The sequence below is a fragment of the Hyalangium versicolor genome, assembly GCF_020103695.1.
In the GTDB taxonomy this organism is placed as follows: Bacteria; Myxococcota; Myxococcia; order Myxococcales; family Myxococcaceae; genus Hyalangium; species Hyalangium versicolor.
Window position 1 is genome coordinate 331,434 of record NZ_JAHXBF010000012.1, and the last position, 12,617, is coordinate 344,050.

Annotated in this window: 11 protein-coding genes; 6 read left to right on the forward strand and 5 right to left on the reverse strand. The window is 66.3% G+C overall.

Going from position 1 to position 12,617, the window contains the following annotated elements; genetic code table 11:
• The first annotated feature begins 2 nt into the window (after positions 1 to 2).
• Genes KY501_RS25700 through KY501_RS25720 form a run of 5 tightly spaced genes read left to right on the forward strand, consistent with a single transcriptional unit; the run spans position 3 to position 2,870 of the window.
• Complete coding sequence (locus KY501_RS25700) at positions 3 to 665, forward strand: RNA polymerase sigma factor (protein WP_224366078.1); 663 nt, start codon at positions 3 to 5, stop codon at positions 663 to 665.
• Positions 662 to 1,132 (forward strand): anti-sigma factor family protein, encoded by a 471-nt coding sequence (locus tag KY501_RS25705; RefSeq protein ID WP_224366079.1) that lies wholly within the window; start codon positions 662 to 664, stop codon positions 1,130 to 1,132. The genes KY501_RS25700 and KY501_RS25705 overlap by 4 nt, the downstream gene beginning before the upstream one ends.
• A complete protein-coding gene (locus tag KY501_RS25710; RefSeq protein WP_224366080.1) occupies positions 1,132 to 1,632 on the forward strand; it encodes a DUF3106 domain-containing protein in 501 nt (166 codons plus the stop codon). The genes KY501_RS25705 and KY501_RS25710 overlap by 1 nt, the downstream gene beginning before the upstream one ends.
• Entirely contained in the window at positions 1,629 to 1,874 is a 246-nt protein-coding gene (locus KY501_RS25715; RefSeq protein WP_224366081.1) for a hypothetical protein, read from the forward strand. The genes KY501_RS25710 and KY501_RS25715 overlap by 4 nt, the downstream gene beginning before the upstream one ends.
• 21 nt (positions 1,875 to 1,895) lie before the next feature.
• Positions 1,896 to 2,870 (forward strand): serine/threonine-protein kinase, encoded by a 975-nt coding sequence (locus KY501_RS25720; protein ID WP_224366082.1) that lies wholly within the window; start codon positions 1,896 to 1,898, stop codon positions 2,868 to 2,870.
• A 33-nt stretch (positions 2,871 to 2,903) separates the two neighbouring features.
• Here the strand turns inward: KY501_RS25720 and KY501_RS25725 are convergent, their stop codons facing one another.
• The 5 genes from KY501_RS25725 to KY501_RS25745 all read right to left on the reverse strand — a co-directional run bounded on the left by KY501_RS25725 (position 2,904) and on the right by KY501_RS25745 (position 11,390).
• Positions 2,904 to 4,907, reverse strand: a complete 2,004-nt coding sequence (locus KY501_RS25725) for a PAS domain S-box protein (RefSeq protein WP_224366083.1) — start codon at positions 4,905 to 4,907, stop codon at positions 2,904 to 2,906.
• Positions 4,908 to 4,980: 73 nt separating this feature from the next.
• Positions 4,981 to 7,563, reverse strand: a complete 2,583-nt coding sequence (locus tag KY501_RS25730) for a bifunctional aminotransferase class I/II-fold pyridoxal phosphate-dependent enzyme/GNAT family N-acetyltransferase (protein WP_224366084.1) — start codon at positions 7,561 to 7,563, stop codon at positions 4,981 to 4,983.
• A 243-nt stretch (positions 7,564 to 7,806) separates the two neighbouring features.
• Entirely contained in the window at positions 7,807 to 9,642 is a 1,836-nt protein-coding gene (gene glmS, locus KY501_RS25735) for a glutamine--fructose-6-phosphate transaminase (isomerizing) (protein ID WP_224366085.1), read from the reverse strand.
• 164 nt (positions 9,643 to 9,806) lie between these two features.
• Positions 9,807 to 11,195 (reverse strand): bifunctional UDP-N-acetylglucosamine diphosphorylase/glucosamine-1-phosphate N-acetyltransferase GlmU, encoded by a 1,389-nt coding sequence (gene glmU, locus KY501_RS25740; protein ID WP_224366086.1) that lies wholly within the window; start codon positions 11,193 to 11,195, stop codon positions 9,807 to 9,809.
• Between the two features lie 33 nt (positions 11,196 to 11,228).
• Positions 11,229 to 11,390: a hypothetical protein gene (locus tag KY501_RS25745; protein ID WP_224366087.1), complete on the reverse strand. Its 162-nt coding sequence runs from the start codon at positions 11,388 to 11,390 to the stop codon at positions 11,229 to 11,231.
• Positions 11,391 to 11,825: 435 nt separating this feature from the next.
• On the opposite strand from KY501_RS25745, the gene KY501_RS25750 reads away from it, so the two are divergent.
• Positions 11,826 to 12,608, forward strand: coding sequence for a TatD family hydrolase (locus KY501_RS25750; protein ID WP_224366088.1), 783 nt, complete (start codon positions 11,826 to 11,828; stop codon positions 12,606 to 12,608).
• Positions 12,609 to 12,617: the final 9 nt, after the last annotated feature.

A 12,617-nucleotide genomic window follows, 5' to 3' on the forward strand; every position in this document is an offset into this window, starting at 1 on the left:
CCGTGAGGTTCAAAGCGCACGGTGCCCGCAACTTCTTCCAGGCAACGGGGTTCAAGGCATTCGTGGAGCCTGAATCGGACACAGAACTCATGCGGCGGGTGGCGGCGGGCGACCGGAAGGCCTTCGCCCAGCTGTTCGACCGCTACCACGCGAGCGTGGCCCGCTTTGCTTTCCGCTTCGTCGGGGATCAGGCCCGGGCGGAGGAGCTGACGCAGGACATCTTCGTGAAGCTCTACCGGAACGCCAAGGCCTACAAGCCCACGGCGCAGTTCAAGACGTTCCTGTTCCGGGTGGCCACCAACCACTGCCTCAACGAGGTGCGCCGTGGAGAATACCGGGTGACACACACATCCACTTCACCCCGCGAAGAGGAGGAGGAGAACGGGGTGGAGGTGGCTGGGCCGGAGGGAGAGCGTCCGGACGAAGCGGTGGCGGGCAAGGAATTGGAGCGCGCCGTGGGCGAGGCCCTCCAGGACATGAGCGAGCGGGAGCGCGCCGCCTTCACCATGTGCCGCTTCGAGGGCATGGCGTACCGGGACATCGCCGAGGCCCTGGAGGCCAGTGAGGCCGCGGTGAAGAGCCTCATCCACCGGGCCACTCTCGCGGTGGCTCGCAAGATAGAAGAGCTGCAGGCGGGCACCTTGCCCGCGAGGAGCAGGGCATGAGCTGCGCGTTCGAGGACGATCTGACGGCATACATCGACGGGGAGCTCTCCGCCGCGCGCCGAGCGGAGATGGAGACGCACCTGGGCACCTGCGCCGAGTGCCAGGGCACCGAGAAGCTGCTGCGACGCACGCTGACCCAGCTCGCCGCGCTTCCCGAGTTCAAGCCCTCTCTCGACACGCGCCGGGCGGTGCTGGCCAGAGTGGACGCGCTGCCGCCTCCGCTCCGGGAGCGGCTCAAGGCGCTGCTGCGGCCCGCCGTGCTGGTGCCCTCGCTGGGGCTGGCCGCGGCCGTGGGGTTCGCCATCGTCTACACCGGCCACGAGTCGCAGAGCATGAATGTGATGGACGCCGGCTCGCTGGAGCTGGCCGCCAATCTGGAGCTGGTCGAGGACTACGACATCGTGGGCCTGGACAGCGCCGAGGACCTGGAGGTCATCGAGAACCTCCACGAGTTGGAGGGGCAGTGATGAGACACAACCTGGCAATCATCGGCGCGGTGGTGGCGCTGCTCGCGGGCACGCCCTCGCGAGCCCAGGCCCAGAGCACCGAGCAGGCCCAGACGGCAGCCGAGCGCTTCGAGAAGCTCTCTCCCGAGCAGAAGGAAGCACTGCGCGCCAAGCTGCGCGAGTTCAAGGCGCTGCCCAAGGAGGAGCAGGAGCGCATCCGCGGCAACCTGGAGCGCCTGCGGAAGATGCCTCCCGAAGAGCGCGAGCGCCTGCGCGCCAACCTCCGGGACTTCCAGAAGCTGTCTCCCGAGGAGCGCCAACTGCTGCGCGAGCGTTTCCGCGACTTCAGGGACATGGATCCGGAGCGCAAGGCCGAGGTGCGCAAGCGGATGCGCGAGTACCTGCGCGCCCACCCGGAGCGGCGCGAGCAGATGATGGAGAACATGCGCCGCTGGCGGCAGATGTCTCCGGAGCAGCGGCAGGATCTGCGCGAGCGCCTGCGCGAGAGGCGGCGCCAGTGAGCCGCATCCTCCTCATCCTGCTGGCCACCAGCCTCTACTCTGGTGTGGCCGCAGCGGAGGATCGGACTCCGACACCCCCTCCGCCGCCTCCACAAAAGACCGAGCCCGCTCGCCCACGGCCCAAACAGCCCCAGATGTCCCGGGAGGACCAGGAGGTGGTGGAGAACCTGGAGCTGCTCGAGAGCATGGACGCGGCGGAGGACCTGGATCTGCTGATGGAGCTCTCGAAGGAAGACGATTGAGCCCCCTGTCCGGGGGGTGAGGTGCCACCTTCCTGGTTCGTGGCGTACAATGGGACCGTGGAAGTCGGGGCCGCCAGAACCGTCGAGGTGCCGTCGAGGCGCTACGGGCGTTACGTCATCCGCTCGCGCCTGGGACAGGGCGGGATGGCGGAGGTGTTCCTGGCCGAGGCCATTCCTCCTCGGGGCGACAAGTTCTCGGTGGCCCTCAAGCTGATGCGCAAGGACGCCCCGCCCGAGGCCTTCGCCGACGAGGCGGACCTGATGGGGCTGCTGGACCACCCCAACCTCGTGCGCTTGATCGAGTCGGGCCAGGCCTTCGGGCGGCCTTACATCGCCATGGAGTTCCTCGTGGGAGGGGATCTCAAGCGGCTGATGGAGGCCCACGATGCGCTCAAGCGCCGTATACCCCTGGGCGTCGCGGTCCACATGTGCATCGAGGTGCTGCGGGCCCTGGCCTACTTCCACCAACTGCGCACGCGCAGCGGCCGTCCCCTGGAGCTGGTGCACGGCGACGTGAACCCCTCCAACATCTTCCTCTCGGGCGAGGCGGACGTGAAGCTCGGGGACTTTGGCGTGGCCAAGGCGCGCGGGGTGGACATCGGCCCCCAGGACGGCATCGCCGCCGGGAAGCTCCACTACCTCTCTCCGGAGCAGACACTGGGCGAGCCACTCACGCCCGCCTCGGACCTGTTCTCCCTGGGCATCGTGCTCCACGAGTTGGTGGTGGGCAGCAACCCCTTCCAGCTCGGGGACGCGGAGGACGAGGTGGTGATGGAGGCTATCCGCGCGGCCAAGTTGCACCTGCCGGACACGGTGGACCCGGCGCTGGGCCAGATCATCCGAAAGGCGCTCTCGCCGGACACGGACACCCGCTACCAAACGGCCGGGGAGTTCGCGGGCGCCCTGTTCACCTGGTCGCTGGACTCGGGCCACAGCCCCACGCGCAACACCGTGCAGACCTGGCTGATGCAGACCCTCAGCTACGCCGGGCTCTGAGCCACGGGGCCCACTGGCCTCGGCGCAGGTGCCCTAATAGAGCAACGAGCGCACGCGCACGGGATCGAATGGCTTCTCGAGGCGCCGGATGGAGCCGCGCTCCAGGAACGCGACGGCTCTGGGCGTGAACGCACCCGCCGACATGAAGACCATGCGCTGGAGCAACTCCGGGCGCTGCACCGCGATGATGTCGTGCAGATCCATGCCCGTGAGGTCCGGCATCATCAGATCGCAGAAGATGACGTCGTACTCCTCTCGCTGCTCCAACAACACCCGCTGGGCATCCCGAGCCGTGTCCGCCAACTCCACATGGTGCGGCGAGCCGATGATGCGCGCGAGCGCCGCGCGGACCTCGGGATCGTCATCGATCACCAGCACGCGCCGCGGGGTGGCCACGCGCTGCACTGGAACCGGAGTCTCATGCTCGTCCGGGAAGAGCGTCTTCGCGGCGGGCAGGCGGATCCGGAACAGGGTGCCCTGCCCCACCTCGCTCTCCACCTCGATCTGCCCTCCCAGCCCCACGACGATGCCGTGGCACACCGAGAGCCCCAGCCCCGTGCCCACCCCCAGCGGCTTGGTGGTGAAGAACGGCTCGAAGATGCGCGGCAGATGCTCGGGAGCAATCCCGCTGCCTGTGTCCGCCACCTCGACGATGACCCAGCCCTCCTCCCCCTCCCGCACCGCCACCGTCACCGCGTGCTGGGCGACGAACCCCTCGGGGATGGCCTGCGCCGCGTTGATCAGCAGGTTGAGGAAGACCTGTCCCAGGCGGGACTCGTTGCCCATCACGAAGGGCACCTTCCCGTAGCTGCGTACCAGCTTCGCCCGCTGACGCATCTGCGGCATCGCCATGGAGATGGAGAACTCCAGCGTGGCCTGCACATCCACCGGACCCATCGCGTCGGGATCTCCCCGCGCGAAGGTACGCAGATCCCGGACGATGTCCCGGATGCGCTCGGCCCCCAGCTGCGCCTGCACCAGCGCCCGCTGGACCTCCTCCAGGTCCATGCCCGGCATGGGCAGCTTCAGCCGAGCCAACTCCTCGATGGCATACGTCTGGTTCGCCAGCACGTAGGACAGCGGATTGTTGATTTCATGCCCCACGCCCGCCGCCAGCTGGCCCGCGGTGGCCAGGCGCTCGGCCTGGACGAGCGCGTTGCGAGCCGCCTCCAGCTCCGCGGATCGGCGACGCACCAGCTCCTCCGCCTCCCGACGTGCCTCCTGCTCCCGCGCCAGCAGCTCATCCCGCTCCTGCTCCGCGCGATGGCGCCGGGTGATGTCCTCGATGACGGCGATGAAGTAGTCGGGCATCCCATCCGGCTTCCTCACCAGTGAAACAGTGAGGTTGCACCAGATGATCTCCCCCGACTTGTGCCGGTAGCGCTTCTCCAGCGAATACATGGGGAGCGTGCCCTCGAGCACCTGCATGGCCAGGTCCAGGTCAGGCCCCACATCATCCGGGTAGGTCGTCTTCTCGAACCCGAATGTCATCATCTCTCCGGTCGTGTAACCGAAGATCTCCGCCATCTTCGAATTCACTCGCAGTGGCAGCCCAGCCACACTGACATGCGCAATACCGACGGCAGCCTGCTCGAAGGTGGATTTGAAACGGCGCTCGCTCTCCTCGAGCTGGGTGAGCGCATGCTCCCGCGCTGTCACATCCAGCGCCTGGGTGAGAACACACAGCAACTGCCCCGCGGCGTCGCGGATCGCGGTGCAGTACCACACGCACCAGGCGAGCGAGCCGTCCTTGCGGTAGTTCCTCAGCTGCAGATCGATCCAGGGCACCTCACCCGAGAGCAGCTGTCTCACGCCCTCGGTGAAACGCGTCTCATCCTCCTTGTGGATGAGGGCCATCTCCACCGGGTGCTTGCCGCGAATCTCGCCCTCGCTCCAACCGAAGAGCTCGGTGGCTCGCGTGCTCCACACGGACACCTTGAATGCCGCGTCCCACTCGATGATGGCAAGCGGCGAGTTCTCCGCGAGATCATTCGCGGAGAACGACCCTCTGGCAGGCTCACTCGAGGGAACTTTCAAGGGACTCGCAGGCATGAACAGGTACAGCTGTTGTTCAGTCTACGCCTGGACCCACCGCCGTTCCACCCGCCCCCTATTCGGAACGTGCGACAACGGCGCTGTCGACAGGAACGGCCGAGCGAGAAAGGCTTGCTTCGGCAGCAATCTCCCGTAACAGGGCGCCGCTGAAGTGATCCCTCGCCTGCATGTAGACACACGTGCGGTGTGTCACCGAGCCAAGCCGGAGCTTTTCCAGGTCCGCCGTCATTCCCAGGTGGACCGTCTTCATCCCCAGCTCCATGGCGCGTCGCACCGTTTGATACAGGAGCTGGCGGTAGACGCCATGGGTCTCCACGTACTCATAGTCCACCCCGCACAAGAACCCTCCGTAATGTCCGTCCTGCTTGTGGGCTGCCCCAAAGGCCACTGGACGGCCGTGAGAAGGCCCGCCGTGCTCGGGCGGGACGCGCAGGACGATGAACTCCCACGCCGGAGACTCGTGCATGGCGGCCAGCAGGCGCAGGGGGAGGTGAAACACGTTGAAGCGCAGGCTCTTGCGCGCCACGTTCAGGTAGAGCGAGTGCAGGTACTCGAGCTCCTCCAGGGAGAGGGTCTCTCCGACCCCTACCCCATGGATCCGCCGCTCGTAGGAGTGGGACTGCGCGATACGCGCTTTCAGGTGATCACGCTTCCGCTTGGACTTCAGCTGGGTGAGGTACTCGTCCTCCGTCCACCAATTGATATGTATCAGGTGGGAGTCGAGCATGGGCACCTTCACGAACCCATGGTGGAGCATCTCCTGATCCATCTCGGCGTCATCCGCGGGCAAATCGCGCAGTGTCATCACCGAGCAGCCGGCCTTGTCGTACTCCTCGCGAGCCACCTCCAGCAGCCGGGCGAGCGCGGCGCGCCAGGGCCCCGCTCGGTTCAGATACAGGTGGTTGCCCTCCGAGAGCAGCGTGCCCAGCACCAGTGAGCGTGAGGACAGGAAGTAGGGATCCGTCTTGCGCCGCTCCTCGACACGCTGAGACACCTCCTCGCGCATCAGCATGTCATCCTTGCACAGCGCCACCGTGAAGGGCGCCGCCGCGAGGATGTTGCCGGGCTTGTCGCGGATCAGCACGTAGAGGAACTGCCAGGAGTTCTCGCGCTCCTCGGTATCGGTGAACACCTGTTCCTGCATCATCAGCGAGTCCCAGCTGACGAAGCCCACGGTGCCCAGCATCGAGTTCCACAGCGCCTTGTCGATCTGCCAGATGGAGGAGTAGCGCTCGACGACGAGCTCCACGGGCGGATCCACCGGCCTCCGGGCGGGAGGCAGCGGCGCGACGGGCTTCTCCTCGGGCGGCTGCTGCTCGACGATGAGCCGCTGGATGAGTTCCTGCAGCGGAGCCCGGACCCGGGCGCCGAGCCGGATCTTCCCCGGCAGCGCGTTGCGGAACTCCTCGTCCAGGTTGTCGACGCTCCACCCCTCCTCCGCGAGCACGGCGGGCACGTGCACCGCCAGCCGTTCGATAACACGTGATACATCCTCGGCGGTGTGGTTCGCCGTGAGGGACAGGCGGATGCCTCCGCGGCGCATGGGCACCGTGGGGTACACCGACGGCGTGACATAGATGCCCTCGTCCATCATCCTCCGCGCCACCTTGAAGGCCAGCCGCGGCAGCCCCAGGCGCATGAAGAAGATGGGCGTCTCGTTCTCCAGCAGCAGCGGCAGGCCCGCCTCATGGATCAGCGTGTTGGCCTGCCGGATGCGCTCCTGCAGCACCTCCTGGTGCTTGTAGATCTCCGGGGACAGGTGCAGCTTCGCCGAGGCGATGGCCGCGCCCAGCATGGGCGGCTGCAACGGGCCGGAGAAGAAGAGCGGGCCTCCCGTCTTGCGGACGAACTGGCGCTCCTTCTCGGTGGCGAACAGCAGACAGCCGCCACCCGCCGCGAAGGCCTTGTTCAGCGAGGTGGCCAGGACGATGCGCTCGTTGAAGCCCATGCGCGTCAGGAAGCTGCCCTGGCCGTGCTTGCCCACCCAGCTCATGCCGTGCGCGTCATCCACGTACAGCCGCACGTTGGGGGCAATCTTCAGCGCCTGCCGCAGCAGCTCCACCGGTACCAGGTCGCCGTACATGCTGTAGACACCGTCCACGGCGAACCACACCGTGCGATGCAGCGGCGCCAGCTGCTGGATCACCTCCAGCGCGCGCTCCAGCTCTCCGTGCCGGACGATCTCCACCCGACACCCCGAGGTGCGAGTCAGCTGCGCCGCCTGCTGGATGCTGTAGTGGGCCTGGTGATCCAGGACGATGGCGTCCTTCTCCGTGGCCAGCACGCCCAGCGCGGACTGGTGCCCCAACGAAGTAGAGGAACAGACGAGCGCATAGCCCCCAAGCAGCTCGGACATCAGCGCCTCCAGCTCCGCGTACGGCGGCGCGGACACGAAGCCGCGCGTCGCCGAGAACTGGGTGCCGTAGCGCCTCACCGCATGGACAACTCCCTCGACCAGCTGGGGGTGATGCTCCAGCCCCAGATAGGAGCACGAGGCGAAGGACAACAGCTCCTGCCCGTTGAGGCTGAATGTCCGCCCGTGCAGCTCCTGATCATCCGGGGTGAGGAAGTAGATGCCATGCTGGATGGCCTCCTGATGGATGGAGGCCACCGTGGCGCTGCGTTCCGAAGCTTCCATAGGGGGTACCTGATACCTGGGTGGGAGAGGGTAGGCCGTGGCCCCAGCTTGTGAGAACCAACATTCCCCAGGTTGATTACACAGGTAGCGTATTATTTTTATTGGTTCAATACCTAGCAGGTCACTTCGGCGAGTGGATTTCCGGGTTCCCTGACAAGGCATGTACCCGAGAACGAACAAAGCCCGGGAACCTCGTATAGGAGGTGCCCGGGCTTCGGTTTTCCCGATGTATCAGGTAGGGCGTTACTCGACGGTCACACTCTTGGCGAGATTGCGCGGCTGATCCACGTCATTTCCGCGCATTTCCGCCACATGATACGCAAGCAATTGCAACGGGATGGTGGCGACCACTGGCGCGAGCAACGCGCAGGCGGGCGGGATGCGGACGACGTGATCCGCCAACGAGGCCACGTGCTCGTCATCCTCGTCGATGATGGCGATGACCTTGCCGCCGCGGGCACGCACCTCTTCGATGTTGCCGATGATCTTCTCGTAGGCCACGTGCGGCTGCTTGGGCGCGATGACGACCACAGGCATCTTCTCGTCGATCAGCGCGATGGGGCCGTGCTTCATTTCGCCGCCGGCGTAGCCCTCCGCGTGGATGTAGGAGATCTCCTTGAGCTTGAGCGCACCCTCGAGCGCCACCGGGTGCATGGGGCCGCGGCCGAGGAAGAGGAAGTCCTGCGCGGTCATGAACTCGCGCGCCACGCGCTTCACCGAGTTCTCGCACTTGAGCACGTCCTCGATCATCTTCGGGATCTCGGTCAGGTGCGTCAGGTGCTCCTGGGCCTGCTTCACGGTGAGGGTGCCGCGCATGCGGCCCAGCTTCACCGCCAGCATGTAGAGCGCCACCAGCTGCGTGGTGAAGGCCTTGGTGGACGCCACGCCGATCTCCGGGCCGGCATTGGTCAGCACCGAGAATTCCGCCTCGCGCGTCATCGCGCTGCCGATGACGTTGCAGATGGCCATGGAGGTGGCACCGCGGGCCTTGGCCTCCTTGAAGGCCGCCAGCGTGTCCGCCGTCTCGCCGGACTGGCTGATGGCGATGGCCAGATGCGTGCCGTCCACAATGGGGTCCCGGTAGCGGAACTCACTGGCCAGCTCCACCTCCACGGGGATGCGCGCCAGCGTCTCGATCATGTGCTTGCCAGCGACACCCGAGTGCCACGAGGTGCCGCACGCGAGGATCGTGACTTTCGACAGCGAGCGGACCTTCTCCGGGGAGAGATTCCAACCCTCGAAGTGGATGTCGCCCTCGGACAGGAGCATCCGGCCGCGCAGCGTGTCCGCCACGGCGCGGGGCTGCTCCCAGATCTCCTTGTGCATGAAGTGCTTGTGACCGCCCTTCTCGGCCATCATCGGCGTCCAGTCGATGCGGCGGGTGGGCCGGTTCACCTTCTGGCCCTGGCGGTTGTAGATGTCGATGCTCTGCGCGGTGACGACGGCGAGATCCCCCTCCTCCATGTAGACGAAGTCGCGGGTGTGCTCGAGCAGCGCCGGCACGTCGCTGGCCACGAAGTTCTGCCCCTGGCCCAGGCCCAGCACCATGGGCGACGAGTCCTTGGTGGCGACGATGCGGTTCGGATCACTCGCCGTCACCACGGCCAGGGCGTAGGTGCCCTTCACCTGCTTGATGGCGAGGCGGACGGCCTCCACCAGATCCACGCCGCGCTCCAGCTCATCCGAGATGAGGTGGGCGAAGACTTCGGTGTCCGTCTCCGAGGAGAAGATGTGGCCCTTGGCCCGCAGCTCCTCCTTGAGCGCCAGGTGGTTCTCGATGATGCCGTTGTGCACCACGGCCACGCCCTTGTACGAGTGCGGGTGAGCGTTCTCGTCCGAGGGACGGCCGTGCGTGGCCCACCGCGTGTGGCCGATGCCGATGGTGCCCTTGGGCACCTCTTGCGACACGCGGTTCTCCAGGTTCTTCAGCTTGCCCGTGGCTCGTACCACGTTGAGCGTGTTGCGATTCACCACCGCCACGCCCGCCGAGTCGTATCCCCGGTACTCCAGCTTCTTCAGGCCGGACACCAGGATGGGAGCCGACTCCTTGTCACCGACGTAACCAACGATCCCGCACATGATTCAGACCTCACTCTCTCTCACACGCCCTTGCCCGTCGGACTTCTCCGCGGGATTCCCGAGCCACGCTGCCTGGAATGGTTTCCGGTTTTCTTACTGAGCAAGAGCCGCGCCATCGTAGCGCGGCGGGGGCGGCTTCAGGAAACCGCCCGATCTTCAGGGTGTTAGCCGCGCTGAGCCTTCTTGCGGGCCACCCAGCCTTCCTTGTTCACCTGAGGCACCCTGGACACAGCGAGGCTCCCAGGCGGTACATTTTTCGTCACGGTTGTCCCCGCGCCGACATACGCACCGTCCCCGACGCTCACGGGAGCCACCAACTGCGTGTCCGAGCCGATAAAGACACCGTCCCCGAGTTCGGTGACGTGCTTGTTCACTCCGTCATAGTTGCAGGTGATGGTGCCCGCGCCGACGTTCACCCCGGAGCCGATCTTCGCGTCTCCCAGGTACGCCAAGTGGTTGGCCTTGGAGCCCTTGCCGATGCGGGCCTTCTTCGTCTCCACGAAGTTGCCCAGGTGGACCTCCTCGGCCAGCTCCGTGCCCGGACGCAGGCGAGCAAACGGACCGATGATGCACCGCTCGCCCACCTTGGCTTCCTCGAAGACGGAGTAAGGCTTGATGGTGGTGCCATCCGCCACCGTGGAGGCCGTCAGCACGCTGCCCTGGCCGATGGTGACGTTGCGTCCCACCACCGTGCCGGCCGCCAGTGACACCTGCGGGCCGATCTCCGTGTCCGCGCCGATGCTGACGTCGTCCTCGATGAAGGCGCTGGCCGGATCCAGCAGCGTGACGCCGGCCCGCATGTGGCCTTCGTTGATCCGCTGCTGCATGACCCGGGCACGCGCGGCCATCTCCACGCGATCATTCACGCCCGCGGTGTCCGTGGCGTCCGCCTCCACGGTGGCCACGGGCCCCAGGCGTGCCGCCATCTCCACCAGATCCGTGAGGTAGAACTCGCCCTGCGCGTTCTGCGGGCGGATCTCCGCCAGCGCGCGCCACAGGAAGGAGGACTCCACCAGGTAGATGCCGGCGTTGCACTCGCGCACCGCCCTCTGCTCCGGAGTGCAGTCCTTGTGCTCGACGATGCGCGTCACCTTGCCACCCTCGCGGATGACGCGGCCGTATCCGGTGGGATCGTCCAGAGTCGTGGACACCATGGAGAGCGTGGCCTTGCCGGACTCGTGCGCGGCCACCAGCGCCTCCAGCGTCTCGCGGCGCAGCAGCGGCACATCTCCATAGAGGATGAGCACCCGGCCCGAGAAGTCCTTCAGCTCGCCCTCCGCCGAGCGGACCGCATCCGCGGTGCCGCGCTGCTCCTTCTGGAGCGCGAAGCGCAACGAGGCCGAGGGGAACTGCGCGCGGATGGCCTTCTCCACTTCAGCTGCCTGGTGGCCTACCACCGGCACCAACGGAGAGGCACCCAGTTCGAGCGCGCGCTTCAAAGGATATGCACAGAGGGGCCTGCCCAGGATGGGGTGAAGGACCTTCGCCTTCTCCGACTTCATCCGGGTGCCCTTGCCGGCACACAACACCACTGCCGCGAGGGATGGGGACATGCGGCCCAGAGATAGGGACCGCGGAAATGATCGTCAACCGCGCTGGGGTTCGTCCTTGTCCTTCTGCGGACGGGCGCTCACATCCACGGACAGCCCGTGGCTCTCGGCGCGTATCCCGAAGCACGGCTTGTAGAACACCTTCACTTCCTGCTGCGGTGGAGGTGGTTGCTTCCTGGATTTGGTGGTTGTGCTCATCACAGCCCCCGTAGGTAACCTCATGGCATTTTTCATCTTGTACGGATTTCTACACCCGTACAAGTAAAATTCTGTGACCATGCTGAAATTCCGAGGGTGAAGACGTGAGGACCGCCACGGCTCGCCCTCGGGTCGGGGATACTGGTGAGACCCAAATCCCCCCCAGACAACGGGGACTTAGAAACCTCAAACAGGGCCGCTGTACAAGAGCGAAGGGGCCTAACGACCACCATCCTGCATTACGGGCGCTATGAGTTTTCGGAAGGAAACAGGCCCCCGAGAAGAGATGTTGAGCACCAACAACCCGCTGCTGACACGGCGCGTTGTTTGCTAGGCAGGGTGACGTGGGGAGTCGTGTCGGGGGAGGGAACGGGGCACGCAGCAGTGCCGAAGATCAGGATATAGGTTGCTGTCTTCCCCCCTTGTGAGAGCCCTGTGCCCGAGCTCCCCTCCCTCTTCGACGCGCACCTGCACCCCGAGGCCCTGAGCGATCAGGACCTCGAGTCCATGCGCTTCTTCGGGGTGCAGCGGGTGCTGGTGGTGGCCCATCACTTCCCCGAGCCCTCCTCCAAGGCGCTGCTGAACCACTTCGATGACCTGGTGGGCCGACAGCTCCCCCGCCTGGATCGGCTGGGCATCCGAGCCTATGCGGCGCTGGGAGTGCACCCGCGCTGCATCCCCCGGCGCGGGCTGTCCGAGGTGCTCTCTCGGCTGCCGGACTACTTCCAGGGCGGACGCGTGGTGGCGCTGGGAGAAACCGGGCTCCATGCCGGCGGCGAGGAGGAGGAAGAGGCCTTCCTGGAGCAGCTCGCGCTGGCCCGGCGGCTGAAACTGCGGGTGGTGGTGCACACGCCCCTGCAGGACAAGGAGCGCCACACGCGGCGAATCCTCGCGCTGCTGCGCGCTTCGGGGGTGCTGCCCTCTCGTGTCCTGGTGGACCACGCCACGGGGAGGACGGTAAGCGCCATCCTGGGCTGTGGGCACTGGGCCGGCCTGACGCTGCACCCCGAAGCTCTGAAGGCCGAGCGGGCGGTGGCTCTGGTGCGCAAGCTGGGCAGTGAACGGCTGGTGCTGAACTCCGACGCGGGCGATGGCGCCGGGGACATCCTGGGACTGGCGCGTCTGGCCCGCCTGCTGGCCAAGGCCAACCTCTCCGAGCGAATCGTCCGGCGCGTGGGCTACGAGAACGCCGAGCGCTTCTTCCAGATCACGGCCTGAGCGCCGGGG